This is a genomic window from Yoonia litorea (assembly GCF_900114675.1).
GTDB classification, from domain to species: domain Bacteria; phylum Pseudomonadota; class Alphaproteobacteria; order Rhodobacterales; family Rhodobacteraceae; genus Yoonia; species Yoonia litorea.
Genome location: NZ_FOZM01000001.1, coordinates 475,018 through 501,089 on the forward strand (window position 1 = coordinate 475,018; position 26,072 = coordinate 501,089).

At 58.7% G+C, this 26,072-nt stretch carries 30 protein-coding genes; 16 read left to right on the plus strand and 14 right to left on the minus strand.

The window, feature by feature from the left end:
• The first annotated feature begins 26 nt into the window (after positions 1–26).
• Genes BM316_RS02540 through BM316_RS02550 form a run of 3 tightly spaced genes read left to right on the plus strand, consistent with a single transcriptional unit; the run spans position 27 to position 1,444 of the window.
• The gene (locus tag BM316_RS02540) at positions 27–611 is read left to right on the plus strand and encodes an RNA polymerase sigma factor (protein WP_090207406.1); all 585 of its coding nucleotides are present in this window, start codon (positions 27–29) and stop codon (positions 609–611) included.
• Complete coding sequence (locus tag BM316_RS02545; RefSeq protein ID WP_242649715.1) at positions 595–960, plus strand: hypothetical protein; 366 nt, start codon at positions 595–597, stop codon at positions 958–960. The genes BM316_RS02540 and BM316_RS02545 overlap by 17 nt, the downstream gene beginning before the upstream one ends.
• Complete coding sequence (locus BM316_RS02550; protein WP_090203590.1) at positions 953–1,444, plus strand: periplasmic heavy metal sensor; 492 nt, start codon at positions 953–955, stop codon at positions 1,442–1,444. The genes BM316_RS02545 and BM316_RS02550 overlap by 8 nt, the downstream gene beginning before the upstream one ends.
• Here the strand turns inward: BM316_RS02550 and BM316_RS02555 are convergent.
• Positions 1,433–2,821: a diguanylate cyclase gene (locus BM316_RS02555; protein ID WP_090207409.1), complete on the minus strand. Its 1,389-nt coding sequence runs from the start codon at positions 2,819–2,821 to the stop codon at positions 1,433–1,435. The two genes, BM316_RS02550 and BM316_RS02555, sit on opposite strands and share 12 nt — an antisense overlap.
• A 99-nt stretch (positions 2,822–2,920) precedes the next feature.
• Here BM316_RS02555 and BM316_RS02560 point away from each other — a divergent pair, with 99 nt between their 5' ends.
• Complete coding sequence (locus BM316_RS02560; RefSeq protein ID WP_090203592.1) at positions 2,921–3,199, plus strand: DUF3572 domain-containing protein; 279 nt, start codon at positions 2,921–2,923, stop codon at positions 3,197–3,199.
• On the opposite strand, the gene BM316_RS02565 is transcribed toward BM316_RS02560, so the two are convergent.
• Positions 3,196–6,381 carry a reductive dehalogenase gene (locus BM316_RS02565; protein WP_090203595.1) on the minus strand — a complete coding sequence of 1,062 codons (3,186 nt, stop codon included), beginning with the start codon at positions 6,379–6,381 and terminating at the stop codon, positions 3,196–3,198. The genes BM316_RS02560 and BM316_RS02565 overlap by 4 nt on opposite strands.
• A 58-nt stretch (positions 6,382–6,439) precedes the next feature.
• Between BM316_RS02565 and BM316_RS02570 the strand changes: the two genes are divergently transcribed.
• Together BM316_RS02570 and BM316_RS02575 are read left to right on the plus strand one after the other, a co-directional pair.
• Positions 6,440–7,144, plus strand: coding sequence for an HAD family hydrolase (locus BM316_RS02570; RefSeq protein ID WP_090203597.1), 705 nt, complete (start codon positions 6,440–6,442; stop codon positions 7,142–7,144).
• Positions 7,145–7,229: 85 nt separating this feature from the next.
• Positions 7,230–8,792, plus strand: coding sequence for a trimethylamine methyltransferase family protein (locus BM316_RS02575; RefSeq protein ID WP_207493653.1), 1,563 nt, complete (start codon positions 7,230–7,232; stop codon positions 8,790–8,792).
• A gap of 3 nt (positions 8,793–8,795) precedes the next feature.
• Here the strand turns inward: BM316_RS02575 and BM316_RS02580 are convergent, their stop codons facing one another.
• Positions 8,796–9,851: a zinc ABC transporter substrate-binding protein gene (locus BM316_RS02580; protein WP_090203603.1), complete on the minus strand. Its 1,056-nt coding sequence runs from the start codon at positions 9,849–9,851 to the stop codon at positions 8,796–8,798.
• 69 nt (positions 9,852–9,920) lie between these two features.
• On the opposite strand from BM316_RS02580, the gene BM316_RS02585 reads away from it, so the two are divergent.
• The 4 genes from BM316_RS02585 (at position 9,921) to BM316_RS02600 (ending at position 12,502) form a co-directional block, all read left to right on the plus strand.
• Positions 9,921–10,400 carry a Fur family transcriptional regulator gene (locus tag BM316_RS02585; protein WP_090203606.1) on the plus strand — a complete coding sequence of 160 codons (480 nt, stop codon included), beginning with the start codon at positions 9,921–9,923 and terminating at the stop codon, positions 10,398–10,400.
• Positions 10,397–11,143 carry an ATP-binding cassette domain-containing protein gene (locus BM316_RS02590; RefSeq protein ID WP_090203610.1) on the plus strand — a complete coding sequence of 249 codons (747 nt, stop codon included), beginning with the start codon at positions 10,397–10,399 and terminating at the stop codon, positions 11,141–11,143. The genes BM316_RS02585 and BM316_RS02590 overlap by 4 nt, the downstream gene beginning before the upstream one ends.
• Positions 11,143–11,940: a metal ABC transporter permease gene (locus tag BM316_RS02595; protein WP_090203612.1), complete on the plus strand. Its 798-nt coding sequence runs from the start codon at positions 11,143–11,145 to the stop codon at positions 11,938–11,940. Before BM316_RS02590 ends, BM316_RS02595 begins: the two co-directional genes overlap by 1 nt.
• 88 nt (positions 11,941–12,028) lie before the next feature.
• Positions 12,029–12,502 (plus strand): CAP domain-containing protein, encoded by a 474-nt coding sequence (locus tag BM316_RS02600; protein WP_090203615.1) that lies wholly within the window; start codon positions 12,029–12,031, stop codon positions 12,500–12,502.
• Positions 12,503–12,508: 6 nt separating this feature from the next.
• On the opposite strand, the gene dtd is transcribed toward BM316_RS02600, so the two are convergent.
• The 10 genes from dtd to BM316_RS02650 form a co-directional block, all read right to left on the minus strand.
• Entirely contained in the window at positions 12,509–12,946 is a 438-nt protein-coding gene (gene dtd / locus BM316_RS02605) for a D-aminoacyl-tRNA deacylase (RefSeq protein WP_090203618.1), read from the minus strand.
• The gene (locus BM316_RS02610) at positions 12,943–13,857 is read right to left on the minus strand and encodes a carbohydrate kinase family protein (RefSeq protein ID WP_090203621.1); all 915 of its coding nucleotides are present in this window, start codon (positions 13,855–13,857) and stop codon (positions 12,943–12,945) included. Before BM316_RS02610 ends, dtd begins: the two co-directional genes overlap by 4 nt.
• A gap of 18 nt (positions 13,858–13,875) precedes the next feature.
• A complete protein-coding gene (locus BM316_RS02615) occupies positions 13,876–14,979 on the minus strand; it encodes a TFIIB-type zinc finger domain-containing protein (protein ID WP_090203623.1) in 1,104 nt (367 codons plus the stop codon).
• 2 nt (positions 14,980–14,981) lie between these two features.
• Positions 14,982–15,404 carry a hypothetical protein gene (locus tag BM316_RS02620; RefSeq protein WP_090203626.1) on the minus strand — a complete coding sequence of 141 codons (423 nt, stop codon included), beginning with the start codon at positions 15,402–15,404 and terminating at the stop codon, positions 14,982–14,984.
• A gap of 31 nt (positions 15,405–15,435) precedes the next feature.
• Entirely contained in the window at positions 15,436–16,545 is a 1,110-nt protein-coding gene (locus BM316_RS02625) for an SPFH domain-containing protein (protein WP_090203628.1), read from the minus strand.
• Between the two features lie 53 nt (positions 16,546–16,598).
• Positions 16,599–17,516: a DUF2927 domain-containing protein gene (locus BM316_RS02630; RefSeq protein ID WP_090207412.1), complete on the minus strand. Its 918-nt coding sequence runs from the start codon at positions 17,514–17,516 to the stop codon at positions 16,599–16,601.
• Between the two features lie 43 nt (positions 17,517–17,559).
• Positions 17,560–18,750 carry a toxic anion resistance protein gene (locus tag BM316_RS02635; protein WP_090203631.1) on the minus strand — a complete coding sequence of 397 codons (1,191 nt, stop codon included), beginning with the start codon at positions 18,748–18,750 and terminating at the stop codon, positions 17,560–17,562.
• A gap of 2 nt (positions 18,751–18,752) precedes the next feature.
• The gene (locus tag BM316_RS02640) at positions 18,753–19,646 is read right to left on the minus strand and encodes a 5-bromo-4-chloroindolyl phosphate hydrolysis family protein (protein WP_090203634.1); all 894 of its coding nucleotides are present in this window, start codon (positions 19,644–19,646) and stop codon (positions 18,753–18,755) included.
• Complete coding sequence (locus BM316_RS02645) at positions 19,646–19,849, minus strand: hypothetical protein (protein ID WP_090203637.1); 204 nt, start codon at positions 19,847–19,849, stop codon at positions 19,646–19,648. The genes BM316_RS02640 and BM316_RS02645 overlap by 1 nt, the downstream gene beginning before the upstream one ends.
• Positions 19,850–20,024: 175 nt before the next feature.
• A complete protein-coding gene (locus BM316_RS02650) occupies positions 20,025–20,825 on the minus strand; it encodes a pseudouridine synthase (protein WP_090203640.1) in 801 nt (266 codons plus the stop codon).
• A gap of 75 nt (positions 20,826–20,900) precedes the next feature.
• Between BM316_RS02650 and BM316_RS02655 the strand changes: the two genes are divergently transcribed.
• Complete coding sequence (locus BM316_RS02655; protein ID WP_090203642.1) at positions 20,901–21,347, plus strand: nucleoside deaminase; 447 nt, start codon at positions 20,901–20,903, stop codon at positions 21,345–21,347.
• A 12-nt stretch (positions 21,348–21,359) separates the two neighbouring features.
• Here the strand turns inward: BM316_RS02655 and BM316_RS02660 are convergent, their stop codons facing one another.
• Entirely contained in the window at positions 21,360–22,052 is a 693-nt protein-coding gene (locus BM316_RS02660) for a metal-dependent hydrolase (protein WP_090203644.1), read from the minus strand.
• Positions 22,053–22,104: 52 nt separating this feature from the next.
• Here BM316_RS02660 and BM316_RS02665 point away from each other — a divergent pair, with 52 nt between their 5' ends.
• From BM316_RS02665 to BM316_RS02685, 5 genes are read left to right on the plus strand one after another with little or no spacing between them, the layout of a single operon-like run.
• Complete coding sequence (locus tag BM316_RS02665; RefSeq protein WP_090203646.1) at positions 22,105–22,758, plus strand: ceramidase domain-containing protein; 654 nt, start codon at positions 22,105–22,107, stop codon at positions 22,756–22,758.
• A 32-nt stretch (positions 22,759–22,790) separates the two neighbouring features.
• Complete coding sequence (gene gatC, locus BM316_RS02670; RefSeq protein ID WP_090203649.1) at positions 22,791–23,078, plus strand: Asp-tRNA(Asn)/Glu-tRNA(Gln) amidotransferase subunit GatC; 288 nt, start codon at positions 22,791–22,793, stop codon at positions 23,076–23,078.
• Complete coding sequence (gatA, locus tag BM316_RS02675; protein WP_090203652.1) at positions 23,078–24,565, plus strand: Asp-tRNA(Asn)/Glu-tRNA(Gln) amidotransferase subunit GatA; 1,488 nt, start codon at positions 23,078–23,080, stop codon at positions 24,563–24,565. The genes gatC and gatA overlap by 1 nt, the downstream gene beginning before the upstream one ends.
• Before the next feature lie 39 nt (positions 24,566–24,604).
• Positions 24,605–25,384 (plus strand): hypothetical protein, encoded by a 780-nt coding sequence (locus BM316_RS02680; protein ID WP_090203654.1) that lies wholly within the window; start codon positions 24,605–24,607, stop codon positions 25,382–25,384.
• The gene (locus tag BM316_RS02685; protein ID WP_511256464.1) at positions 25,345–26,070 is read left to right on the plus strand and encodes an N-acetylmuramoyl-L-alanine amidase; all 726 of its coding nucleotides are present in this window, start codon (positions 25,345–25,347) and stop codon (positions 26,068–26,070) included. Before BM316_RS02680 ends, BM316_RS02685 begins: the two co-directional genes overlap by 40 nt.
• Positions 26,071–26,072 lie beyond the last annotated feature (2 nt).

Genomic DNA, 26,072 nt, shown 5'->3' on the forward strand with positions numbered 1-26,072 from the left:
GGCTGCATTTGTCACACGATCCGCCAATGAACGCAGACGATCAAGACAGCGATGGGCAGATGCTTCTGGCCTTTGCGGCAGGGGACACCTCAGCCGCGCGGGCGCTGACCGCGCGCCTATTGCCGCGTGTGTTGGGGCAGGCCACACGGATGCTGGGAAACGCATCCGAAGCAGAAGATGTCGCACAAGAGGCAATGTTGCGGCTTTGGAAGATCGCTGCCGAATGGCGCGAGGGCGAGGCGCAGGTGTCTACCTGGCTCTATCGGGTTGTCGCCAATCTTTGTACCGACAGTTTGCGGCGGCGGCGCCGGTCAGTGGCGCTTGATCAGGTTGCAGAACCGGCGGACCCGCATGGCGCGTCCGACCGTCGTTTGCAGGAGGTCCAGCGAGTTCAGGCCCTGTCTGATGGGTTGGCGCAGTTGCCTGAACGACAGGCTCAGGCTGTTGCGTTGCGCCACCTTGAAGGCCTCTCGAACCCCGAAATTTCACAGATCATGGACATCAGCGTGCGGTCCGTGGAAAGTCTCACAGCACGCGGAAAACGCGCTCTTGGTGAAATCCTGAGAGGGCGCAAGGAAGAGTTGGGATATCACGATGAAACGCCCGAATGACGACATGCTCGACGCCCTTTTCAGCGAGGCCCGACAACAGTCCCCCGATGTGCCGAATGACCTGATGGCACGGGTGTTGGCCGATGCACATCATGTTCAGACCAAAACGTCTGTTGTGGACAAGTGGCCGCAGAGACCGCAAAGGCTCCGCGACCAGCTCTATGACATGCTTGGGGGCTGGGTCGGTCTTGGCGGTCTGACTGTTGCAACGATCGCGGGGCTTTGGATCGGCGTCGCACCTCCTGCGGGGGTCGAAGATCTTGCTGTCGGGATGCTGGGCGAGGAAGTCAGCCTGTCCATCCTCCCTTCCGGTTTCGGGTTTGAGGCGGAGGTCTTGTTCGATGGATGATCAGAAAGCCGAAGGCCGTCAGCCACGCCGCTTGTGGCGCGTTTTGCTGGTCGTCTCACTCGCCCTCAATCTGGTGGTTGTCGGCATCATCGCAGGGGCGCTCTTCTCGGGTCGTTTCCATGACCGTCCGCCGCGCAGCTTTGATCTTGGTTTGGGGCCAATCGCGCGGGCCCTCACCGTTCAGGAGAGGCGCGATATCGGACGGAGTTTGCGTGAAATGAGGCCGCTCCGCGACCTGAACCGACAGGATCTGGCGGAGGATTTGGCCGCAGTCCTCCTGGCAGAGCCATTTGCGCCAGAGGCGCTGCGCCTGCTTCTTGCTGAACAATCTGATCAGGTTGCGCAGGTGCAAGTACGTGCGCGCGATGCTTTTATCGATGCCATCGTTGCAATGTCACCGGAGCGACGTGCCGCCTTTGCCGATGATCTATCGCGACAAATTCGCGAGGGCCGCCCAAGGCATGCAGTCCCATCAGGCGGCTGATGGGGCCATTGCGATGCGGTTTCTGCCGGCATTCTTGGCGCAATACAGGGCGGTGTCAGCACTTTTGCACAAGGCTCCCAGTCGGGGCTGCGCCACTGTTTGCGCGTCGCTCAGCGCGACACCAACCGAGGCCGAGATCGACACGAACTGATCTTCGCCGATCTGGAACGGGGTGTCACCGACGAGTTGGCGCAGGCGGTCTGCTGCGAGGCGTGCCTGTCTTTGCGACGTGCGGGGCATTGCGACGATGAATTCTTCGCCGCCCAAGCGGCCGACAAGGTCAATTGCCCGTAGATTTTCGCGAAGGCGTGCAGCGACGTCGCGCAGCACACTGTCACCAGCATCATGGCCATAGCGATCATTGATCGCTTTGAAGTGATCAATGTCCAGCATCATGACCGCGAAGTGCCGCCCGCTTGTCAATGCATCTTCGGCCAGCCTTGTCAGATGTGGCATGATGTACCGCCTGTTAAAAAGCCCCGTCAGCGGATCTGTCATCGCGGCATCGAGTCCGGCTCGGATACGCTGTCGTAACCGGTCGTGATGCCTTTTGCGTTCTGTAAGAAGGGTCATGCGGAGCTCAAGCTCCGCGCTCGCATACTGATCTATGACAACATCATCAGCGCCCAGATCAAAAAGAATTGCTGCGTCTTCTTTCTGGTTCTGATCGAGCAACACCATCGTGGCGGATAGCCGCGTGGCCTTCCTGGCGCGCAGATCGGCGAGCAGTTGTCGCGGGTCAATCGTTTGTTGCGTGCCCGCCCTGGCGTCTACGATCACAAGGTCGGGGTGTGGACCGTTTTGGCTGAGCGACAGCAGTTTCTTCGCCGAAATTGGCCGCAAGCGCAGACGTGCGCCCTGGCAGGCCTCCAGAAACGAGGCCGGAATCTGCGGGTCATCTTTTGATGCGAACACAACAGTGCTCAGGCGGTCGAAGGGACGCAAGACATCATCAAAACCAAACGCGCGGTCAGTGCTGTCGCGCATCTGAAGTTCCTGTGTCACGCTCTTGAGCCGCAACAGGCTGCGGATGCGGGCAAGCAGGAGAGCGTCATCGACCGGATGGGGAAAGACATCGTCGGCACCACCGTCCAAGGCAGCAAACCGCGCCTGCGCCGTATCGCTGACACCGTAGGCCACGACAACGATGCCGTCACGGCCCGCTGCGGCACGCAGTCGTTTAACATCATCGGCGAAGCTGTCGCCTAAAGCCTGAGGGCTGATCAATACCAGATCGGGTCTGACACGCTTGATCGCAGAGCTTGCGTCACTGATGCTGGCTGAGGCCGCCACGCGAAACTGCGCGGCCTTCATTTTCACCCGCATGAGGATGCGTTGTGTCGCCACGCTGTCGACGATCAGTATCTGCGCTGACATTGATTGCATCCCTTCTGGAGCCGCGTATTCTTCTCATCCGAATGTCACCGGTATTGGTTAAGAAATTCTTGCCTGCCGCATGTAAGGGGAGAGGCATCCATGCCGCCTGAACAAGCTGAGGTCATCGCGATACAGGCATTGGGCTGGTTGGCCGGGAATGACGAGCTTTGCCCTGTTTTCCTCGGCTCAACGGGCGGAACGGTCGAAGAATTGCGAAACCGCGCGACCGATCCGGCCTTTCTCGCATCCGTGCTTGAGTTTATCACGATGGACGACGCATGGGTCGTTGCTTTCTGTGATACAGTCGGACTTGCCTACGATTTGCCGCTACGCGCACGCTATGCCTTGCCAGGCGCGGAGCAGGTGAACTGGACCTAGAGATCGATTTTCACAACCCCGCCTGCGTCAGTCGCGCGACTCTGGCACAGGATCATTTCAGTTTGCCGCTGCGCCTTGGACAGAACGAAGTCGCGATGCTCGACCTTGCCTGACAGCACGCCACACTTGCAGACACCGCAAAGCCCGTCGCTGCATTTTACGTCCACATGGACGCCCGCGGCGATTAACGCATCAGAGGCAGACTGATCGGCAGGCACAGCGATCTGTCGCCCGTCGCGGAGTTCCAACGTAAAGGCGTGGTTTTCGTAGTCGGGCTGTTCGGGGACAGCGAAATATTCAAGGTGCCGTGCTTCCTCTGGAAAGCCGTTTAACTCTGCCGCCGTCATCACAGCGGCCATATAGGTATCGGGGCCGCAGGTGTAGATATGCGCGCCCTCGGTGTATCCGGTAAAAGTCGCAAGGTCGGCTCGGGTGCCTTCGTCAGAGATGTGCAGATGGACACGTTCAGCCCAAGGCATGGCGGCCAGATCATCAAGAAACCCCGCCTCGGCCCGCGTGCGCATGCTGTAGTGCAGGGCAAAGTCCGCACCGATGGCATGTAGACGGTGTGCCATAGCGATCATGGGTGTGATACCGATACCGCCCCCGAAAAGCAGTGTCTTTGTTGCGTCCTCGACCAGTGGGAAATGGTTGATCGGTTTCGAGATAAAGACCCGCCGCCCTTCGCTGAAGATCCGGTGCATCAGTTTGGACCCGCCGCGCCCCGCATCTTCGCGCAAAACGGCAATCTGGTATTTGCTCCGGTCCGCCGGGTCGCCAGAGAGGGAGTATTGCCGAAAGAACTCAGGTGTTACGACCACGTCGATATGTGCGCCTGCGGTCGCAGGAGGCAGGTCGCTGCCGTCGGGCAGCGCGAATTCGTATTTCGTCACCCCGTCGCTCATCTTTTCGGCTTTGGTGATGACCGCTGCGAGCATCGGTGCCTCGCCCTGATCGGCGGCATAGATATGCTCTGGCGGCTGACCTTGGGCGCGGCGCTTGCGGTGTTCCTCGGCGCTGATCATTCCCTCATAGGCCGCGATCCCCGCCTCGCGATCCATCGGCGCAGGCCAAGGGTAGGGCGGAGGTGCAAGTGGTGCGGGATAGACGGCGAGTGTCTGGTCTTCGAAGCGTAGATCGAGGTCAGTTTGCAGTTCACGTGCGTTCACCGGATGGCGGGACGGGCGGTAGGCACCATCGTCCTCCATCTCCAGATCCCACCACCATTTCTTGACCGGATTAATGCCGCCGTTGCCGAGTGCGTCATCAAGTTTCGCAAGCGCCTTGGCGGCCTGCGGGACGGTCATGGCGAGCTTGCGGAATGGCGCTTCGGCAAAGAGCCCCTCAAGGTTCCAGGGGCAGGTCTTCATACAACGCCCGCACATTGCGCCGTTCTTCTGGCTGACGCGGTAGGTGGTGCATTTCTGGCTATCTGACTTCCAGATTTCGTAGCCGTTGAACATCAGCTTGGGACCAGCGGTGATTGCCCCCGAAGGGCATTCTCGGGCGCATTTGTTGCAGGCGTCGCAGAATTTTTGCAGACCAAAGTCGATCGGCTTGTCATGCGTCATCGGCATGTTCGTGGTGACAACACCGGATTTCAGGCGGGGGCCGAGGAAGGGGTTAAGGATGACCTCACCGATCCGGCTCACCTCACCAATTCCCGAGAGCAGCAAAAGCGGCGGATGCAGCACCTCTTCATCCATCGCCGAATGCACGCGTGCCTCATAGCCGAGGTTGCGCAGGTGTTGGGCCAAAACGCCACCCAAGAGCGAGAACCGCAGATAGGCCCGCATGGATTGCGCGCAGGCGATCCAATCATCGCCCGAGGCGCCCTCCATCGTCTCATGGCCCTGATCGACGATCATCGAGATTGCATGGTCGTGGTATGGCGTGATCGGGTCGCCCTTGGCGTCGTGGCTGTAGTAGGCAAAGTCGGGGCAGGCGCTCAGGCCGACGGCATCCACACCAAGGAAGTAGAGAGCCGCCTTGATGTTGGCGGCATTGGTCTCTGGCGTTGTCTCGGCAGGGGTGCCTTTGGGTGCACCGTCCTGTAGCAGGACAAAAGCCCCCATCGTGGTGCGAAACGCAAAGGCCGAGGCGGACTTACGCACGAAGTTTCCGTTCTTGGTCGCGTCCTGTACGGTCTTGCCAAGATCTCCGAAAAGCCCGCGCGCAAACATATTCGCGCGTTTTGGAACGCGGGCCACATTGGCGCGGTCGATATAGGTGGTGGTGTCATCGACTCGCTTGAGCGTCTCGAAGGGATGCGGGCCAAGGTGGTAATCGCGACGCGCGAAAGGATCGCGGGTGCGCGCTGATTTTGCGTAGGTGCCGAGGCCCGTCTGATAGCTCATCGGTGGCCGCTGCCCCGGCACCAACGGGTCATCTGCGGTCATTTCCAAAGTCGTTGTGACAGCCGCCAGTCCATAGCGGTTACCCGTAAACGGGTTCAGCAGTTTGCCATCCTCAAGCGCAACCAACCCCGCCTGCGCGGCGAGCGCGCCCAGATGCACGTCGGAAGCTGCCATCGAATGAGCCCGCGCGTCATAGCCGAGCGTGCGTATGTAGCTGGCCAGCACCACAGCGGTTTCCATTCCGCGCAGGCAGGCACGGTGTGGGAGGGCGTCCTTGATCCAGTCGCTCCCGACCTCATCATCACGCGGTTCGCGAGGGTGGTCGTAAAGAAAGACAAGCGCGTGTCTGTGATGGCGGCAATCCTGTGGCGGCATCGCCATGCTTTCGCGCAGGTTGGCAAGGATCACGTCGATCCCTGCTGCAAGGGTCGAGGGCTGCATTGTGCGCAACTTTTCGGCCAGTCGGTCCACATCGGGATTAGTAAGCGGTTCGGCTAACCATCCGGCCTCCGGTATCTGGCAGACCCCCACCATGGCCGCATCACAATAGTAGCCGAAGGCCTTGAGATGATTGGCTCTTTCAGTCAGGTCATTCGGGATCTCAGCGACCTCGCGCTTGACCAGTCCGTCGCGCGTAGCATCAAGCATCGCCTGATATTCCTGCATTGCGCCCACGATACTTTGCGGATCATCGGAGCGGCGAAAGCTCAGGCCCGCCATTGGCGGCAAGTCGGTCAAATCGACGTGGGGCTGCCGCTGCAGTGCCTCCAGCGGGAAGGGGCCAAGGTGCATCGGGCGGGACTTGTAGGAGCGCAACTTTAACATCGGTTGACACCGTCCGCGCGTCGGGGTCCGGTGTCAATGCAAAGGCAGAGGGCAGCACATGATCAAGGGCATAATCTTCGACAAGGACGGCACGCTCTTCGACTTCAACGCGACATGGGGCACGTGGGCGCGCGGGATGCTGGAGGCCGAGACAGGTGGCGACCCGGTTCTCTTTGCGCGGTTGGCCGAGGCGCTGGGCTATGACACGAATGCCAACCGGTTTGCGGCGGGCAGCGTGGTGATTGCATCGACCGTGGGTGAGGTCGCTGATGTCATTCAACGTGTTCTTGGTCTGACTGATCGCTCGGCTCTGCTGGACCGGATGAACAGCGCCGCCTCTGAAGTCCAGCAGGTTGAGGCGGTGCCATTGCGCCCCTATTACGAAGACCTCCGCTCCGCAGGCTTCAAGCTTGGGATTGCCACTAACGATGCCGAAGCCCCGGCGCGGCGACATCTGGAACGGGCGGGCGTTGCTGAGCTTTTCGACTTTATCGCGGGATATGACAGCGGATTTGGTGCCAAACCTGAACCGGGTCAGCTGATCGGATTTTCCGAAATCGTGGCGCTGGACCCCGCAGAGTGCCTCATGGTTGGCGACAGCACCCACGACCTGCACGCCGGTCGCGCAGCGGGGATGCGCACTGTTGGTGTGCTGACAGGCCCAGCGCCACGCGAAGAACTTGCCCCCCATGCAGATGCTGTGCTGGCCCACATCGGGGAAATCCCTGACTGGTTGGCAGAAGAAAATCTGACCCCGCTCTAAAATCGACAGCTTATGTCGGTTTTCCGTCATCCGCCGGTCATGACCTCTGCAACTGTGATGAGTGAGACTGTCGAAAGGCTTCATGATGACGGATGCAGGCATAAAAACACGCAGACGTGGCGGCGGACGGGCGGGGGCCGCGAACCGGCGCGGCACGGCGACAATCGAACAGATGCCATGGCGTATCCCCGTCAACACCGATCGCCCGACCGAACCCTTGAACGAAGAAGGCGTGGCGGCGATCCATGATGGCGCCATGCGTATCCTTGAAGACATCGGGATCGAATTCCTGAACGAAGAGGCGCTGGAGCTTTTCAAAGAGGCTGGTTGCACCGTCAACGGCACCAATGTCCGTATGGGGCGCGACTGGGTGATGGAGATGCTTGGCCACGCGCCTGCGCAATTTGATATCACCCCGCGGAATCCCGACCGCAAAATCACGATTGGCGGCAATCATATCCTGTTCGGCAATGTCTCTTCCCCGCCGAATTACTTCGATCTGGAGATCGGCAAGAAGGTTTCCGGAAGCCGCGAGCAATGCGCAAACCTGCTGCGATTGACACAGTATTTCAACTGTATCCACTTTGCTGGTGGCTATCCGGTGGAACCGGTGGACGTCCACGCCTCGGTCCGGCACCTCGATGTTGTTTACGACAAAATGACCCTGACCGACAAAGTTGCCCATGCTTACTCTCTTGGCAAAGAGCGGGTCGAAGATGTGATGGAGATGGTCAAGATCGCTGGTGGTCTTAGCGAAGAGGAATTCTCCGCCGAGCCGCATATGTACACCAACATCAACTCCACCTCGCCACTCAAGCACGACATTCCCATGATTGACGGGTGCTTGCGCTGTGTGCGGCGCGGGCAGGCGGTGATCGTGACGCCATTTACTTTGGCAGGCGCAATGGCGCCCGTGACCATGGCAGGAGCCGTCACGCTTTCGATTGCCGAGGCGCTGAGTGCAATTGCACTGTTCCAGTACGTCCGCCCTGGCTCACCTTGCGTCATAGGGACCTTCACCAGCAACGTCGATATGAAGTCTGGCGCCCCCGCCTTTGGCACGCCGGAATACATGCGCGCGACACAGATCACTGGGCAGATGGCGCGTTTCTATGGCTTGCCCATGCGCGCCTCTGGCGTTTGTGCGGCGAACGTGCCTGACGGGCAGGCGATGTGGGAAACGTCGAACTCGCTTTGGTCAGCGGTACAGTCAGGGACGAATGTCGTCTATCACGCGGCTGGCTGGCTTGAGGGCGGGCTGATCGCAAGCCCCGAGAAATTCATCATGGATTGCGAGGTTATCCAGATGATCCAGCGCTATATGGAGCCGTCTGTCATCGACACCTCACCCGATGCCATTGCCGTTGATGCTATTGAGGAAGTCGGGCCGAATGGGCATTTCTTCGGCATCCAGCATACGCAGGACCGCTACGAAGAGGCGTTCTATCAGCCTTTCGTTTCCGATTGGCGCAACTTCGAGGCTTGGGAGGCTGCAGGGTCGGTCTGGACCGCCGAGCGGGCGCACCGTATCTTCAAAGAGATTATCTCAAATTTCGAAGCCCCGCCGATGGACGAGGACATCCGCGAGGAACTCGAAGCCTTCGTCGCGCGCCGCAAGGAAGAGGGCGGCGCACCGACTGATTTCTAGAGGTTACTTATCACCGCTAAGGCATGTGACGAACTGGTTTGCCAAGCGCATCATCATGTCACTGTATAGATCGGGACCCGCGTCGAGCCCGACGCCGACGGCGTCAATCTGAGCGGTACGGACCTCGGTCCCTTCGATGATCAGATTGGCCCAACGGTCACCGATTTCAGCATCGCTAAAGACGCAGACGACGTTGCTTTCGGATAGCTCTTCGCGGATTTCAGCGATCTGCGCAGGCCCTGGTGTGCGGGCGTCGCTCCCACTGATAGAGGCCTGAGCGGTCAGACCGTAGCGCACCTCGAAATACTGATAGCCGTCGTGCGGCAGGACGTAGGCGCGGTCAGACAGGCCTTCCATGCTTGCCGCGATCTCTGCATCCAAGGCAGCGAGGCCGGCGACAGCCGCCTTTGCGTTTTCTGCGTATGTTGCGGCGTTTTCAGGGTCGGCTGCGCTCAGCTCTGCTGCAATTGCGGCAAGCCAAATCTGTGCAACCTGTGGATCGGTCCATGCGTGCGGATCGAAATCACCGTGATCATGGGCGTGGCCATGTCCGTGATCATGCTTGTCGTCATCATGCCCATGGTCATCATGTGCGTGGTCGTCGTGCCCGTGGTCATTGTGCCCGTGATCATGGTTGTGACCATCATCATTTTGGTGCGCGTCATGATCGTGATCGTGGTCATCATGGCCGTGGTCGCCATGCCCATGCCCATGGTCTCCCGCCTCGCGAATATCGAGCTGTGTCCAGCCTTCAGTCTCAAGCAGGCTGATATGCGCTGCACTGCCAGCCAATGTCTCCAGCGGTTCAGCGAGCCAAGGTGTCAGTCCCTCGCCAACCCAGAATACAATATCCGCGTCACCGAGCGCTTGCGCATCACTGGGGCGCAGCGCGAAATCGTGAGGGTCGGCACCCGGCGGCAGCAGCACATCCGGTGTCCCCAGATCGCCCATGACTTGTGCTGTCAGACTGTGGATCGGGGCGATATCCGTCATGACGCGTGGCACGTCGGCAAGCGCGGGGAGTGGAAGAAGGCAAACAGGCAGGGCAAAACGAATCATCTGGCAGTCCTTGTTCTTGAAAATCGCGGATGCTATAAAGTGTATGTTATAACATCACAAGGGCAAGGGATGCCTCACGATACACTTGGTTTCGCAAGCCATGATCATGGGTCTTGCGTGAGGGCGGCTTTGGCTGAGGCCGAGGCTGCCAGTGCTGCGCGCAAGGTGCAGCTCACCCCTGTGCGCAGGCGCGTGCTCGAGATCCTGCTGGAAAGCCATGCGGCGATGGGCGCTTATGATGTGCTGGCACGTTTGGATGCCGAAGGGTTGGGATCAAAGCCACCCGTAGCCTATCGTGCGCTTTCGTTCCTTGTGGAACAGGGGTTTGTGCATCGGATCGAAAAGCTGAACGCGTTTGTCGCCTGTGCACGTCCGGGGTCGGAACACGATCCGGCGTTCATGATATGCCGTGCCTGCGGGAAGGTGGCCGAGGCGCAGGTCAGTGCAGCACTTGCACAGCCTGCCGCTGCCAGTGGATTCGTCGTCGAACGGACAGTCGTTGAAGCGGAGGGCCTGTGCCCCGCATGCCAACCGGAGGCCCGCACATGAGCCTGATTGATGCGCGCAATATCACCTTCGGTCATGGGGCTGCGCCAGTTTTGCAGAATGTCAGCCTTTCCCTGGAGCAGGGTGAAATCGTCACGATCGTTGGCCCGAACGGCTCTGGCAAGTCGACACTCTTGCGGGTGCTCATCGGTGCGCTGAAGGCACAAAAGGGTACGGTTCGCCAAAAGGCGGGGTTGAAAATCGGTTACGTTCCACAAAGGCTGCATATCGACCCGACTTTGCCGATTACAGTCAGGCGTTTTCTCAATCTTCCACTTGCTGTCAGCAAGACTGATGCCGATCAGGCGTTGATCACAGCAGGCGTGGCAGGCGTCGCAGAAAGACAGATGTCGGCGCTCTCGGGTGGGCAGTTCCAGCGGGTGCTGCTGGCGCGGGCAATCCTGTCGCGACCAGATATTTTGATGCTTGATGAGGCGACGCAAGGTCTCGACCAACCGGGATCTGCTTCTTTCTATCGTCAAATTGATGCGGTTCGTCGTGATCTTGGGTGTGCCGTTCTTATGGTCAGCCACGAATTGCATGTCGTGATGAGTGCCTCTGACCGGGTGATTTGTCTGAATGGCCACATTTGTTGTGAAGGCACACCGGAGGTGGTCTCTGCCGCGCCGGCATATCGCGAGTTGTTCGGCACAGGGACCGGTGGTGCGCTGGCCCTTTACAGACACGACCACGATCACGGGCATGACCATGATCACGATCACCACCACCATGAGGCAGCCGAATAATGCTGGATGATTTTCTGGTTCGTGCGGCGCTCGCAGGCGTCGGCACGGCGTTAGCCGCAGGTCTTCTGGGGTGCTTCGTTGTCTGGCGGCGTATGGCCTATTTCGGAGATGCCACAGCCCATGCAGCGGTTCTGGGCGTCGCGCTGGCGTTGCTATTCGGGTCTTCGATCACGCTGGGCGTGGCTGTTGTCGCATTCGCTATGGGCATCCTGATCCACGGGTTGAGCGGTCAGGGGGCTGCGGTTGATACGATGCTTGGGGTGCTCTCGCACGGGGCGCTGGCACTTGGTTTGGTCGCTGTCACACTGATCCCCGGCCAGCGCGTCGATCTCGACGCCTATCTTTTTGGCGATGTGCTTGCGGTGAACCGGATGGACCTTGCCGTCATCTGGGGCGGTGGTGCCATTGTCATCGCAACCCTGTGGTGGCACTGGTCCGCGCTTTTGACTGCCACCTTGAGCCCTGACCTCGCCCATGCAGCCGGTATCAATCCCAGACGAGAGCAGTTGGTCCTGACACTCCTGCTGGCCGCTGTTGTTGCGGTTGCCATCAAAGTTGTTGGTGCTTTGCTGATCACCGCCTTGTTGATCATTCCCGCCGCATCTGCCCGCAATTTTGCCTCGACGCCGGAGCGGATGGCGTTCCTGTCGATGGCGATTGGTGCGCTGTCGGCGGTTGCAGGATTGCGTTTGGCTGTGATTTTGGACGTTGCGGTCGGCCCTGCCATCATTTGCGTGGCAGCAGGGATTTTCGCTTTCAGCCTGATCGGCAAGAATTTGAGACGTCTCAGCAGCTAAATGCCCAGCTGTGGTCCCATCGGTGCCACAGCCTTGCCCCGATGTTTGGTCAAGCTCTGGAAGCAACGAAGCCTAGCCGGGGGACCACATGAAAGTTTTGCTGTCTGCTTTTGTCTTGCTTCTCGGCCTGTCGGCAGGAACGTCTGCCATGGCAAATTGCGCAACTCCGACAAACATCAACGCGATGGCAACAGAGATTGCCGCAGGTCTGAACGCCAGCCGTCGTGCCAATGGCGAAGCACCGTTGACGTTCAGCCGGGTCCTTAGCCGTGCCGCGATGCGCCACGCATGTGACATGGTGAACCATGGGTTTTTCGACCATCGCGGCAGTGACGGCAGCGACTCCAGCGCGCGGGTCAGAACGGTCGGCTACAAGGCGTGCATTGTCGCCGAAAACATCGCGTGGGGCTATCCACGGCCGGAGCAAATTATTGACGGGTGGATGAACTCACCGGGACACCGCCGTAACATGCTGCATCCACGGATTGAGGAATTCGGCGTCGGCATCAGTCAGGGACCGCGCGGACCATACTGGGTGCTTGTCGTCGGGAAAGAGTGCTGACGGGTCTTAGACGTCCATCCAGATCGTCACTGGCCCGTCATTTACGAGACTGACGGACATGTCTGCTCCGAACTCTCCGGTTGCTGTGGTGATGCCCAACGCCCCCAAATCCGAAACAAAGCTTTCGTAGAGCGCCTTGCCCTCATCAGGTTTTGCTGCAGCTGAAAATCCTGGCCGGTTCCCGCGCGAGGTATCAGCGGCAAGTGTGAACTGACTGACGATCAGGGCTTGACCGCCGACGTCGAGGAGCGAGCGGTTCATTTTCCCATCTGCATCTTTGAATATGCGTAGCTTGCTGATCTTGGCAGCAAGGGCCGCGCCCTTGGCGTCGTCATCTCCTTCCATGGCGCAAATCAGGATCAACATGCCGTGGTCGATCTCTCCGATGATTGCGCCATCGACAGCGACCGATGCGCCGGAGACCCGCTGGATGAGCGCTCTCATAACTCGTGTGCCCAAGGCGGGTTTGCACCTGCGCGGCTGACGGTGATGGCAGCGGTCTTGGCGCCCATGGAAAGGGCGGCGTGGATGGTCTCTTCATCGAGGGAAGCAACCGTGTCTTTGCTCAACGCACCAGCGCTATGCAGGCTGGCCAGCAATCCGGCATTGAAAGTATCGCCAGCACCCACCGTATCGACGACCTCTGCCTTCTCGGCAGCAACGAAGACCTCATGCTGAGAAGAGTAACCCGTGACACCCTTCGACCCTTCGGTGATGCAAAGCAATTTGACGCCGTTTGCAACCACCCGGCGCGCGGCTGTTTCGGTGTCGTCATCAGGATAGAACCACGCAAGGTCTTCGTCCGACATCTTCACAATCTCAGCATACCCCATCATGCGCGTGATCCTCTCCCGATAGGCGTCAGCGTTCTTGATGAAGCTAGGACGCACATTCGGGTCCATCATCACCACGGCGGTCGTGGCCGCTTTCGCGGCAAGTGCCTCATAAGCGTCCGCGCAAGGTTCGACCGCCAATGAGATGCCACCCACAAAGACCGCACCTGCGGTCACGTGTGGTAGATCGGAAACAGTGATCATGCGACCGGCGGTGTTCTCATCGTAAAAGGCGTACGAGGCGTGACCGTCGGTCAGTGTCACAAATGCCAGTGTCGTCGGGCGGTCAGAGACCGCGGCGGGGCTGCTATCGACGTTGGACGCCGCCAACTGATCCCGCAACACGTCGCCAAAAAGATCAGACGAGAGGCCGGAGAAGAACTGCACTGGCGTCCCAAGCCGGCCAAGTGCCACAGCCGTATTGAACACAGCACCCCCCGCGTGGGGCGCAAAGGCATCCTCGCCTGCCTTAGTCTGTCGGGGGAGCATATCGATCAGGGCTTCGCCAGCACATAGGATCATCACGACACCTTTCGCATGTTACTGGGTGTTAGCGATAACAAATCCTACGCCAAGTGCAACGATAAGTCCGGCAATAACCGCAAAGGCGATCTTCCAGGCAGAGTAGGGGCGTTCGCCTTGTACCCGACCGGTGCGGCCGTTGACGACAAAGCGGTAGGTCTGTCCGCGATACTTGTAGGCGGCCAGCCAGACCGGCAGCAGGATGTGTTTGAATGTGACGTCACTGACCTGTGTTTCGACCCGACTGATCCGTTGGTCATCGCCGCCGATGTCATACTTTACATCACGGCGGATCATCCGGTCCATGAAGGCGCGCGCTTCGGTAAATCCGTCAACCAGTTCAACCTGATACCCCTCGGCGCGGAAACCGGCGAGATAGGCCGGCTTATAGGGTTCCAGTGCAGAGAGGTCCCACGGCTCCAGCGCATCGGTATATTTCTTCGGGAGGGATTTTGACGCGAGAACGAGAACATCGTCAAAAAAGCGCGCAACACGACCCGAGACGTTCCGCCAGCGTGTCTTTCGCACCCGCACGGTTTGCCGTTTACCATCACGTATCACGGTGCGGTTTTCGTAATAGTGGGTGCCGCGTTGGCCTGTGTACTGGCTGCGGGTATCGGCATCAAACGTCCAGTAGGGGACATAAATGCCATTCATCTCGCGGCCCTTACGGGCGTATTCCGTCAAACCATTCGGGGCAAACCACAACGAGCCGAGCCAATCGGTCATGGCGTCTCGTGCCGCGGATTCGTCCAACTCGAACGGCAAAAGCCCGCGTGGTTTGATATGCCTGTGCGCGCCGGTATTGGTCACGACAGGCGTTGCACAAAACGGGCATTCGGCGGCGTGAACATCCGGGTCAAATTCAGTTTGCGCGCCGCAGTTCGGGCAATTGTTGACCCGTGTTTCTTCGATATCTTCAGATGAGAGCTGATTGCTGACAGCCTGCTGGAAATCCAACTCGCGGATGCTGCCCTGCCACGGGCCGCTCTGCGCGATAGGCTCAGTGTTTCCGCAATGGTCACAAATCAGTCGCTCGTCGCCGGGATCAAACCTCAAATCTGATCCGCAGTTATCGCAGGGAAAGCGGTGGTCTTCGGGTGTTATGGCGGTGTCACTCATGTCTAGAGGATCTTATGCATAAAACGTGGCATCATCACGCGTAATGCGCCATCAAAGAGCACGTTGTGGCGCCAGAAATGGAACAGCCCGTGCAGTGCGCCCAACGCGAGCAAAACCAACAGTGCGGTCCAGCCGGTATCATGCGGCAGGACGCCCATCAACGCCAATGCGTTCAAAGCAACCGTAATCCCGAGGACAGCATACATGCCGCGGTGTGCCCACGGGTACACCGCCCTCAGGGTGCCTTGTAACTTTGGTCCCGGCTTGCACATCATCCCTTTGATGGCTGCCATCGCAATCCAGACACTGCCGCCGATCACGAATGCCCATCGGAGAACGGGGGCTGACGTGCCGCCTTTCACCATCATCAGGATGAGCATCAAAATTGACCAGTGCAAAAGAATTGTGAGACGTCGTTGGGTCATAAGAGGTGAACTGGCGCGCGAGATCCCAGGATCAAGCCGGTGGCGGAGGCGGCGGCATGACCGTGAAGAGCTGCGCCAACTCCATCACATCTTCTGCCTTCATCCAGCCGTCCTGACCTTGGGTCCAGACCATGCTTTCGCGGGTCAGTGCACCTTCTGTCACCATACGCCCCAAGGCCGCCTTTGAATAAGGGCCCGTCACATTCCCATCCTTCGCAATATGCCAGACGTGCTCGACCGGTGGTGGAGGCGGGGGCGGGGCAGCATGTGCAGGCGCAGTGCCCCACGGCCCCTGGTTCATCATCTGGCCAGCCATCGCCATGCCCATCCCTGCGCCAAGGCCCGCGGCCATGCCGCCCCCTGCAGGGTTGTCCGCGGCTTTCGTCATCGCTTCTGCTGCGGAATATTGCGTGAACTTACCCAGATCGCCTGCAAGACCCATCGAAGTCCGTTTGTCCAACGCCTCTTCGACTGCTCGAGGAAGGCTTATGTTCTCAATATAGAGCTCAGGGATCGTCAGGCCGTATTGCTTCATCGTTGGATCAATGGCGCTGGCGATCAGCTTGCCGAGGTCTGCCGTATTCGCAGCCATATCGAGAACAGGAATGCCAGAAGCGGCGATGACGCGGCTGAATTCCTGCACGATGATGTTGCGGATCTGGTAGCTGACCTCGTCCATCGTGAATTCGCCGTCTGTGCCGACGATCTCGCGCATGAAAACGGCGGCATCAGCCACCTTCACTGTATAGGTGCCGAATGCGCGCAGGCGTGTCGGTCCAAATTCGGGATCGCGCACCATAATCGGGTTTTTCGTTCCCCACTTGAGGTTTGAAAAGCGCGTTGTGTTGACGAAGTAGATTTCCGATTTGAACGGGCTGCGGAAGCCGTGATCCCAGTGCTGCAAGGTTGTCATGATCGGCATGTTATTTGTCTCAAGCATATAGAGACCCGGGGTAAATACATCCGCCAACTGACCCTCATGCACGAAGACGGCCGCCTGACCTTCGCGGACCGTCAGCTTGGCGCCGTATTTGATCTCGTGCCCCTGCCGCTCAAATCGCCAGACCATCGTGTCCCGCGTGTCATCGGTCCAATGGATGACGTCGATAAATTGACCGCTTAAAAAATCGAAAATGCCCATTCGCTGTGGCCTCCGTTGGTAAATATGCGCGAGGTATCGTGTCTCATCAGGTGCTAACTTGCGCCTCCTGCCAGGTATTCACGTGCGAGTTGCCGCGCAATTGGCGCAGCCGTCGCAGCACTCATACCGGTTTGCAGACGCGCATCGTAAAGCATCCTGAGCAGAAGCTCGTCGTGTGTGGTGAGCCGCGCAAATTCCTCATCATCGTTAAAGATGGAGGGGCGCGCGGCGGGGCTGTCGTTGGCAAGTCCCATACCTTGTGCCAATTCTTCGTGAATACAGGCGGTCCGCATCAGGCTGGGATGTTCGGCCCTGATCAGCGCCACAGCCTTGGAATAGCGCGACTGGCCTGCAACGAATGTGCCGATCACAACACAAAGCTGCTCGCGCGGCAGATTCTCAAAGGTGCGTACTGTCGCCTCGGATATGCTGGGGATCAGGCGTCTGAGTTGCGCGCCATAGCCACGTCTTTCCTCTTCGTGCAGGAAGAGAACGCGGAAGTTGGGATTTGTATCGGTCAGGCTGATCGGGACACCGGTCAATCGCGACAGACGAGAGGCATAGTTTGCAACGCTGCTCAAGTCGCGGGCCCGCTGTTCTTCTGTCACGAGATCGCCGAATTCGACCGACATACGAATGGGCCCATCCCAGCGGCGCAGATTGGAGATCGTGGTCTGCGGTCGCTGAAAGTCGCTGTCGTCGCGGTATTCATTGAACAGCGCGATCCGGACGAAGTTTCGGGCCAGTTGGGTGTCCGTGAAAGGCGTGTCTGGCCCCCCGCCATCACCACGCAAGAGGCCTTGCGCCAGAAGATCCTGCTGCAAGCGTTCGTAGTACGCCGCAAGTGCAAGACTTTCGGCGCTGGGCGTTGTCACAACAGGCGGCTCAGCGGGTGGTTGCGGTGCGGCAACGGGTGTCTCAGATGTCTGATTTTGCAAAATGGCGTCGCACCCCATCAGCCCCGCCGTCATGGCGAGGCTCCCGATGATGGTTATGATGCGGCGCGCGCGCAATCTAGCGACCGGTTGACGTGCCGACGGTATCGCCCAAGCCGGTCTTGCGTGCTTTGGCAGAGGCAAGCGTTTCTTTGAGCTCGGCTTCCATCTTTTGCAGCTCGATTTCCGCTTCCGCACGCTTGCGCTTGCCTTCGTCGGCGATCTCAAGGCTTTCGTTGATCGTTGCGATCAGGTTGGCATTTGCCTCTTTCACCGCATTGATATCGAAGACACCGCGTTCCATTTCTTCGCGGATCGTCTTGTTCGCCTGACGCAAGTTTTCAGCATTCGCCTTGAGCAGTTCATTGGTCAGATCGTTTGCATCCCTGACAGCTTCGGCCGCCTCAGAGGAACGCTGGATCGTGACGGCTTGCGCCAATTGGGTTTCCCAAAGCGGCACGGTATTTACGAGGGTTGAGTTAATCTTGGTCACCAGCGACTTGTCGTTTTCCTGAACGAGTCGGATGGACGGTAGAGACTGCATCGTCACCTGCCGGGTCAGTTTGAGGTCATGGACCCGTCGCTCAAGATCATCGCGGGCTGCGCGAAGGTCACGCAGTTCCTGTGCTTTCATCACGGCCTGTTCCTCAGGAGCCGCCTGCACCTCCGCCTCTTTGGCTGGGATTGTGGTGGCATCGAGGTCTGCAATCTTGGCCTCTCCGGCTGCGATGTAGAGGCCCAACTCGTCATAGAAGGCGAGGGTTTTATCATAAAGCATGTCGAGGCTCTCGATATCCTTCAGCAGCACATGCTCGTGGCGCAAAAGATCATCAGTGATCTTGTCGATCTGTCCTTGGACTTCTTCGAAGCGGGCAACGAATTTGGCCATCGGTGCTGCACGCCCCAGCAGCCGTTCCCACCAGCTTTGCTTGCGCCGTACATCCAACTCAGAGATCGAAAACCCGCGGATCGTCGAGACGATATTGCGCAGAGAGTCACCTGCCGGTCCGACATCCTTGTTGCGCACACCTGCCAGCATGGATTGGCTGATTTGCTGCAACTCGGCTTGGGCCGATGAGCCAAATGATACGATCGAATTGGTATCGGCCATGTCAATTTCGGCCATGCGTTTCTCGATCTCGGCGGTGGTTGGCGGATCTGCCTGTTCGATTGTGATCAACTCACCTTTTGGCTCAGGCAAAACAACAGCGGTGACCTTCTCGACTTCGGCAAGAGTGGCCTCAGCCTGCTGGCGGACAGTCTCTGACATCTTTATTTTTCCTCTCTGTTGGACAGGTGCACACCCTCGCGTTTCAGGCGGTCACGTAAAACGTTGATTTCAATATCCATGTCGCTGCGATCATCGAGCATCATCCTCTCGGTGCGGGCAGCAAAGTTCTTTTCCAGATCGTCCAGAAGCGCCTCATAAGCGGCGCGCGCCTCTGCGTCCTTGTTGCGCCGGTATAGATCGACAAATTTGACTGTCGCGTCACGCGCACCCATGAGGTAAACGCCCAGATACTTGCGTGCCCCGGTCAGGTCGCGTGGGTCTTCCTCGACAGTGCGGATCATACGGCGGGCGATGGCCTGAAAGCTATCGACGCGGGCGTTAAGGCGCCTGTCGCCCAAAGTCTCGACCTGTCGTGACATTGCGCCAAGATGCGCTTCGGCTTCGTCGACAACGCGTGCAACACGGTCCTGCTGAAACGTGTCAACGCCTTCCATACGCTTGTTGGTCAGGGGGTCGATACCGAAAGTGACGACATGCAGTGCGAGCGCGGCAATGCCATAAAGGGCCGACCCCACAATCCCGCTATCGCCAGCGTAAGCTGCGATTGAAACGCCGATCCCGGTGAGGGCCGAGGCCAACATCTTGCGCGGCACGGCCGGGCGGCGCGCCACTTTGCGCTCGTTGTAGGCCGCTTCGGCTTCCAAGCCCTCTTGCAAGAGCCAGGCCGCGAGTGTCAGAACCGCACCGCCAACCAGCGCTGTCACCAGCGTGACAGGACCGCCGCCAAGTGACGTGACCACCAAAATCAGTCCAGGCAGGTAGAGCGGACGGGCCCGTGCACCGGCAGGTTTTCCGCGCGATTTGCGCGGCGCTTTTGGCTGCGGCGCATGCGCTGCGTTGTCGGGGCTATATTTTCCACCATATCGCTGAGCCATCAAGCAGCACCCAGCAGGCCTGATGTGACACCAAAGAGCAGGATCAGAAGGAGGATATAGGTTATCCGGCTAAATCGCGGCGATATCATGCGGTTTTCACTCCCTTGACCTGTTTGCGCCATCTCGCGTTCGCTTCGCAGTATTGCAGCCACCGTAAATGTGACGATGGCAACGAATGCTGCAAAAAGAACCAAGCGGATCATTCGGTCTTCCCAAATCCTCGTTCACTCTCAGATAAGCAGTCCGCCTCCATTTTCGAGAGACTGGACAAGCCGACTGACTGATTTTTGGGTGCAGCACACCTTTTTTGACCACCAAAACAGAACCAAGCCTGCCCCCGATCAATAGAATGCACGCAAGATCAGCCTGAACAAGGGGTCAATCTGCGCGACGTTTCCCCCTTGCGCCTTTGTTGGCGGGTTTGCGCTTGCGCTGCGGGGTGGGTTTGTCGGTGAGGCCAAGTTGATCCCTGACAACGCGGCCGCGCAATTCCTCGACCTGGCCAGCCTTGAGGTCACCAAGCTGGAAAGGGCCGTAGCTGACGCGGATCAGCCTGTTCACAGTCACGCCGATGGCTTGCATCGCGCGGCGGATTTCACGGTTCTTGCCTTCGCGCAAAGCTACTGTCAGCCAAGCGTTCGCGCCTTGTTGGCGGTCGAATGTGACTGTCATGGGTTGATATTTGATGCCTTCGACTTCGATCCCATTACGGAGAACATCGAGTTTTTCTTCGCTGACAGCCCCGTTGATCCGCACCCTATAACGGCGCAGCCAGCCGGTGCTTGGTAGTTCCAGCTTGCGCTTGATCTCACCGTCATTGGTCAAGAGCAGCAAACCCTCTGAATTCAGGTCGAGACGACCCACCGACATGACGCGGGGCATATCCTCAGGCAGGCTGGCAAAGACGGTGTCGCGGTCCTTCTCGTCCCGCTCTGTCGTCACAAGACCAGCAGGCTTGTGGTAAAGCCAAAGGCGCGGTGGATCAGGTTCACCTACTTGTTTGCCGTCCACGACGATTTTGTCGGCACTGGTGACATTCAATGCGGGCGAGGTGATAACCTTGCCATTGACGGAAACTCGGCCCGCCTCAATCATCCGCTCGGCTTCGCGACGGCTGGCGACGCCTGCGCGCGAGAGAACTTTGGCGATGCGGTCGCCGGTAGGGGTGTCATTGCTCATGTCTCACCCATAAGCAGGGGCGCGGTTCCTTGCAACGGCCTTGCGATGTGACGCGCGGGCGGGCATGAGAAAGCCATGGAATTTCGTAGCTATATGCATATCGCCATGGACGAGGCACACGCCGCCGCAGCGCGCGGCGAAGTGCCCGTGGGTGCAGTCATTGTCGGACCTGAGGGTGTCATCGCACAGGCAGGCAACCGCACGCGTGAGTTCAATGACCCGACGGCTCATGCCGAAATTCTGGCAATCCGGTCCGCCTGTGCGGCGTTAGATCAAGAGAGGCTTACGGGATGCGATCTCTATGTCACGCTTGAGCCGTGTCCGATGTGTGCAGCGGCGATCAGCAATGCCAGGATTGCGCGGCTCTATTATGGGGCGGCCGACCCGAAATCAGGCGGCGTCGCACAAGGGCCGAGGGTCTTCAACCATCCCCAATGCCACCATGCGCCAGAGGTCTATGACGGTCTTGATGCGGCAGCGTCAGAGGCGTTGCTGAAAGATTTCTTTGCACAAAAGCGGTGAAGCGGCCCGTTTTCAGATGGTAATTGTCTCCATCACGTCGGGCACCTTTACATCTACATCTGGCAAAGCATCGACTAACGGTTGGGCCGATTGTGCCAGGACCGGGAATGTCCTGTAGTGGCACGGGATCACGGTTTTGAAGTCGAAGTAGCGTTTTGCTGCATAGGCAGCGCCTTCCATGCCCATCGTAAAATGACCGCCGCAACACAGGATGCCAATATCGGGATTATAGAAGTCTCCCATCCAGTCCATATCGGCCATGATGTCTGTGTCACCCGTGAAATAGATCCGGTGCCCTTCGCCCGTGACCATGAAACCCGCTTCTGAGCCTGCCGCCTTGATCGTGCCATTGCCGTCAAGACTGGACGAATGGGAGGCATTGACCATCGACACTGACGCATTGCCGGTGGCGACGGTGCCGCCCTTACCGAAGCCAATGCATTCGATGCCGGACATGCCGCCCCAAATCTCGGCCAGTTCAAAGATGCAGAGAATCGGAATCCCCTGGTTTTTTGCAATCGTCAGCGCATCAGCTGCATGATCACCATGACCATGGGAAATCAGAAGATGGGTTGCGCCTTCCAGAACCTTGTCCCGCATGGTTTCGGGAAACGAAGGGTTACCCGACATCCAAGGATCAATGAGCAAAACAACATCCTCAATCTCGATCCGAAACCCTGAATGACCTAACCAAGTGATTTTCATAGCGTCCTCCCTCATTTCATGGTGAGGATAAGCCAGAACCACGGGGGCGCAAATGAATTGGTTTGAGCAAGTAGATCTTTATTGCGAGCGGACGGACTTTACTTATTGGTCTGAGCCTTTGAACGCGACGACCAATCTGGCCTTTATCATTGCAGCTATAATCTTCTGGCGGCGCAGCGCGGGATTGCCGATGGCGCGGGCATTGTCTGGCATTCTTTTCGTCATCGGTGTGGGCAGTTTCCTGTTTCACACCCATGCGACGAACTGGGCGATGATGGCGGATGTGCTCCCGATTGGCATTTTCATCCTGACTTATCTTTTTGTCGTAAACCGTGACATGGTGCCGATGGGCGGATGGCTGGCTGTTTTTGCGACAGCATTGTTCATCCCGTACGCGGCAATCGTGGTGCCAGTGCTGAACCGCATCCCGTTCATTGCGATATCGAACTTCTATTGGACCGTGCCGATCCTGCTGGTGCTCTACGCCGCCTTCTTGCGCAAACGACCCGGAATCGCGCAGGGCTTCCTGTTTGGTGCGGGGTTGCTCAGCCTCTCGATCGTGATCCGTTCTCTTGATCAAATTCTGTGCGACGTCTTCCCAATCGGCACACATTTTATGTGGCATGTCCTCAATGGGATCATGTTGGGTTGGATGATCCATGTTTACATCCGCCATATGCTTGCGACTGGTGCCGCAGGGCGCTAAACGCGTTGCGGAGTTTTACCGGAGAGACACCCATGTCGATCGACACAGAAACCGCCCGCCGGGTGGCCAAACTGGCCCGCATCAAGGTGGAAGACGACGCATTGCCTGCATTGGCATCCGAATTCAACGCGATCCTCGGCTTTATCGAGCAACTGAGCGAGGTCGATGTTGAAGGCGTGGAGCCGATGACGTCTGTCACCCCGCAGCGCCTTAAGCGCCGCGAGGACGTGGTCACAGATGGCAGCCAGCAAGAGGCCGTCCTCAAGAATGCTCCCGACGCCCGCGAGGGCTTTTTTGCAGTGCCGAAGGTGGTTGAATAATGTCTGATCTGACCAAACTGACCATCGCACAGGCCCGCGACGCCATGCGCAAAGGTGAGACCACCAGCGCCGAGATCACTTCCGCCTGTCTCTCCGCAATTGAGGGTGCCGACGCGCTGGGCGCTTTCGTGCACAACACGCCCGACATTGCGACCAAACAGGCAAAGGCCTCTGATGCGCGCATTAAGGCAGGCGACGCGCCCGCGATGTGCGGTATCCCGCTTGGGATCAAGGATTTGTTCTGCACCAAGGGTGTGCCATCTCAGGCCGCCAGCGGTATTCTGGATGGCTTCAAGCCGGAATACGAATCCACCGTGACCAGCCAGCTTTTCGATGCCGGAGCGGTCATGCTGGGCAAGCTCAACATGGACGAGTTCGCCATGGGATCGTCCAACGAAACTTCTGTCTACGGCAACGCAGTCAACCCGTGGCGGCGTGGCAACGATGACACCGCGCTGACACCCGGTGGTTCCTCTGGTGGTTCTGCCTCCGCGGTTGCGGCCGATCTCTGCCTTGCCGCGACAGGCACCGACACCGGCGGTTCAATTCGTCAGCCTGCGGCGTTCGTCGGTATCACGGGTCTGAAGCCGACCTATGGGCGTGTGTCCCGTTGGGGCATCGTGGCCTTTGCCTCGTCGCTTGATCAGGCCGGTCCAATGACCAAAGACGTGCGCGATGCCGCGATCATGTTGCAGGCGATGTGCGGCCACGATCCTAAAGACAGCACCAGCGCCGATTTGCCTGTACCCGATTTCGAAGCTGCTTTGACGGGCGATATCAAGGGCAAGACCATCGGTATTCCGAAAGAGTACCGCATGGACGGGATGCCTGAAGAGATTGAAAAGCTCTGGGCGGACGGCACAACCATGCTGAAGGATGCAGGTGCCAAGATCGTTGACATCAGCCTGCCGCACACGAAGTACGCGCTGCCAGCTTACTACGTGATTGCGCCGGCTGAAGCCTCATCCAACCTTGCCCGCTATGATGGTGTGCGCTTTGGACACCGTGCACAGCTGGCTCAGGGCGACGGCATCACCGAGATGTATGAAAAAACCCGCGCCGAAGGGTTCGGAGCAGAGGTCCAGCGCCGCGTGATGGTTGGGACCTATGTTCTGTCTGCGGGTTTCTACGATGCGTATTACAACCGCGCCCGCAAGGTGCGTGCCTTGATCAAACGTGACTTTGATGAGGTCTTTGCCGACGGGGTGGATGCGATCCTGACGCCCGCAACGCCATCGGCCGCCTTCGGGTTGGGTGAGATGGCCGATGCCGATCCGATCCAGATGTATCTCAATGATGTGTTCACGGTCACTGTGAACCTCGCCGGATTGCCGGGAATTTCGGTCCCGGCAGGTCTGGATAAACAAGGCTTGCCACTTGGTTTGCAGTTGATTGGCCGACCATGGGAAGAAGCGGACTTGCTGAATACAGCCTATGCTCTTGAGCAGGCCGCGGGCTTTGTAGCCAAGCCCAGCAAGTGGTGGTAATCTACGCCAAAATCTGAGGCGGTATCGTTGGTGCAAAAAATGAAACGCAGTTCCATCCTGGCCATTGCTATTCTCGGCGCGACTGCGTGCGCGCAGACGGTCGTTCCTCCAAACGAACGGGGGATCGGTTTTGACGATCCCACAGAGCGCGCCATCCGCGAAGCACAGCTTTCGTCGCCTCCGGGAACTTTTATTCCGCAAGCACAGGTCAACTCCATTCCCGGCAGTGGTCCGATTGTGATTGCGCAGTCACCGCAACAGCAGGCTGTCACGAGCGGGGAGCTTGCCGCAGCGGGCATCGGTCAGACAAGCGTTGCGCCTGCTGCCCCGATCGTCTCTGGCGCCCAGAATGTCGGATCTGACCCGCTACGCAGTCAGGGGCTAAACGCCAGCCCAAGCAACCCTGCGCCTCAACTCGCCGGGTCCAGTGGGCTGTCTGATGAACAGAGCTTTGAGGCAGTCTCAGAGCGGGAAACGATTGAAAGCGATGCAGAGCGCCGCGCGGCCCAAGCTGCTTTGCGCGAACAGGTAGCGCCAACGGCAGTCCCTGACCGACCATCAAACGTCGGGCCGAACATTGTCGAATACGCTCTCAACGCGCCAAATGCGAAAGGCCAAGAGTGGTATAGCCGGTCGTTGTTATCGAGCGACTCGCGCTTCCAGCGCAACTGCGCAGAATATCCAACCGACGACGAGGCACAGCGCGATTTCCTCGCGCGGGGCGGTCCGGAGCGTGACCGCCGCGGTCTTGACCCGGATGGTGATGGGTTCGCCTGTGGTTGGGATCCCGCACCCTTTATCGCAGCCTTCCGCAACTGAGACTGATCACGCACCCCTCGCCCAACTGTGGGCCAAGACGCGGCGGAGCCACGCCGGATCTTTTGGTGATCCACTACACGGCGATGCAATCAGCTGAGGCGGCAGCAAAAACGCTTTGTAACCCGGAAAACGAAGTCTCGGCGCATTATTTGATTTCGGAGGGCGGTGACGTGCTGTCACTGGTGCCGGAAGAACAACGCGCGTGGCACGCTGGTGCCGGAGCGTGGGGCCAAGTCACTGACGTCAACAGCCGCTCCATTGGGATCGAGTTGGCTAATTCGGGTTTTGCGCCTTTCACTGCTGCACAGATGGATTCATTAACCGAGCTGTTGAGCGATATTCGCAGCCGCTGGCAGATCCCGCCTGAACGCGTGATCGGGCATTCAGATATGGCACCAGGGCGGAAGATCGACCCGGGGGTGCGCTTTGACTGGCGCAGGCTGGCACTGGAAGGCCATGCGGTTTGGCCAGATAGCCGCGATGAAGCGGAGATATCCGACAATGATTTTGGCGCGTTGATGCGGCGCTTTGGCTATACGGCGACGGATGACCCTGAACTTCTTCTGAAGACACTTCGCCTGCGTTTCCGTCCGCGCCACGAGGGGCCACGTGATGCAACTGATGTGGCAATCATCACCGACCTTGCCAGACGCTTCCCCGTTGACGACAGCGCGCCGAGCGCCTAACT

What these genes read in the sequence shown, in the direction of transcription:
- BM316_RS02540 (WP_090207406.1), top strand. Translation starts at nt 27, where the DNA reads ATGAACGCAGACGATCAAGACAGCGATGGGCAGATGCTTCTGGCCTTT.
- BM316_RS02545 (WP_242649715.1), top strand. Translation starts at nt 595, where the DNA reads ATGAAACGCCCGAATGACGACATGCTCGACGCCCTTTTCAGCGAGGCC.
- BM316_RS02550 (WP_090203590.1), top strand. Translation starts at nt 953, where the DNA reads ATGGATGATCAGAAAGCCGAAGGCCGTCAGCCACGCCGCTTGTGGCGC.
- BM316_RS02555 (WP_090207409.1), bottom strand. Translation starts at nt 2,821, where the DNA reads ATGTCAGCGCAGATACTGATCGTCGACAGCGTGGCGACACAACGCATC.
- BM316_RS02560 (WP_090203592.1), top strand. Translation starts at nt 2,921, where the DNA reads ATGCCGCCTGAACAAGCTGAGGTCATCGCGATACAGGCATTGGGCTGG.
- BM316_RS02565 (WP_090203595.1), bottom strand. Translation starts at nt 6,381, where the DNA reads ATGTTAAAGTTGCGCTCCTACAAGTCCCGCCCGATGCACCTTGGCCCC.
- BM316_RS02570 (WP_090203597.1), top strand. Translation starts at nt 6,440, where the DNA reads ATGATCAAGGGCATAATCTTCGACAAGGACGGCACGCTCTTCGACTTC.
- BM316_RS02575 (WP_207493653.1), top strand. Translation starts at nt 7,230, where the DNA reads ATGACGGATGCAGGCATAAAAACACGCAGACGTGGCGGCGGACGGGCG.
- BM316_RS02580 (WP_090203603.1), bottom strand. Translation starts at nt 9,851, where the DNA reads ATGATTCGTTTTGCCCTGCCTGTTTGCCTTCTTCCACTCCCCGCGCTT.
- BM316_RS02585 (WP_090203606.1), top strand. Translation starts at nt 9,921, where the DNA reads ATGCCTCACGATACACTTGGTTTCGCAAGCCATGATCATGGGTCTTGC.
- BM316_RS02590 (WP_090203610.1), top strand. Translation starts at nt 10,397, where the DNA reads ATGAGCCTGATTGATGCGCGCAATATCACCTTCGGTCATGGGGCTGCG.
- BM316_RS02595 (WP_090203612.1), top strand. Translation starts at nt 11,143, where the DNA reads ATGCTGGATGATTTTCTGGTTCGTGCGGCGCTCGCAGGCGTCGGCACG.
- BM316_RS02600 (WP_090203615.1), top strand. Translation starts at nt 12,029, where the DNA reads ATGAAAGTTTTGCTGTCTGCTTTTGTCTTGCTTCTCGGCCTGTCGGCA.
- dtd (WP_090203618.1), bottom strand. Translation starts at nt 12,946, where the DNA reads ATGAGAGCGCTCATCCAGCGGGTCTCCGGCGCATCGGTCGCTGTCGAT.
- BM316_RS02610 (WP_090203621.1), bottom strand. Translation starts at nt 13,857, where the DNA reads ATGATCCTATGTGCTGGCGAAGCCCTGATCGATATGCTCCCCCGACAG.
- BM316_RS02615 (WP_090203623.1), bottom strand. Translation starts at nt 14,979, where the DNA reads ATGAGTGACACCGCCATAACACCCGAAGACCACCGCTTTCCCTGCGAT.
- BM316_RS02620 (WP_090203626.1), bottom strand. Translation starts at nt 15,404, where the DNA reads ATGACCCAACGACGTCTCACAATTCTTTTGCACTGGTCAATTTTGATG.
- BM316_RS02625 (WP_090203628.1), bottom strand. Translation starts at nt 16,545, where the DNA reads ATGGGCATTTTCGATTTTTTAAGCGGTCAATTTATCGACGTCATCCAT.
- BM316_RS02630 (WP_090207412.1), bottom strand. Translation starts at nt 17,516, where the DNA reads ATGACGGCGGGGCTGATGGGGTGCGACGCCATTTTGCAAAATCAGACA.
- BM316_RS02635 (WP_090203631.1), bottom strand. Translation starts at nt 18,750, where the DNA reads ATGTCAGAGACTGTCCGCCAGCAGGCTGAGGCCACTCTTGCCGAAGTC.
- BM316_RS02640 (WP_090203634.1), bottom strand. Translation starts at nt 19,646, where the DNA reads ATGGCTCAGCGATATGGTGGAAAATATAGCCCCGACAACGCAGCGCAT.
- BM316_RS02645 (WP_090203637.1), bottom strand. Translation starts at nt 19,849, where the DNA reads ATGATCCGCTTGGTTCTTTTTGCAGCATTCGTTGCCATCGTCACATTT.
- BM316_RS02650 (WP_090203640.1), bottom strand. Translation starts at nt 20,825, where the DNA reads ATGAGCAATGACACCCCTACCGGCGACCGCATCGCCAAAGTTCTCTCG.
- BM316_RS02655 (WP_090203642.1), top strand. Translation starts at nt 20,901, where the DNA reads ATGGAATTTCGTAGCTATATGCATATCGCCATGGACGAGGCACACGCC.
- BM316_RS02660 (WP_090203644.1), bottom strand. Translation starts at nt 22,052, where the DNA reads ATGAAAATCACTTGGTTAGGTCATTCAGGGTTTCGGATCGAGATTGAG.
- BM316_RS02665 (WP_090203646.1), top strand. Translation starts at nt 22,105, where the DNA reads ATGAATTGGTTTGAGCAAGTAGATCTTTATTGCGAGCGGACGGACTTT.
- gatC (WP_090203649.1), top strand. Translation starts at nt 22,791, where the DNA reads ATGTCGATCGACACAGAAACCGCCCGCCGGGTGGCCAAACTGGCCCGC.
- gatA (WP_090203652.1), top strand. Translation starts at nt 23,078, where the DNA reads ATGTCTGATCTGACCAAACTGACCATCGCACAGGCCCGCGACGCCATG.
- BM316_RS02680 (WP_090203654.1), top strand. Translation starts at nt 24,605, where the DNA reads ATGAAACGCAGTTCCATCCTGGCCATTGCTATTCTCGGCGCGACTGCG.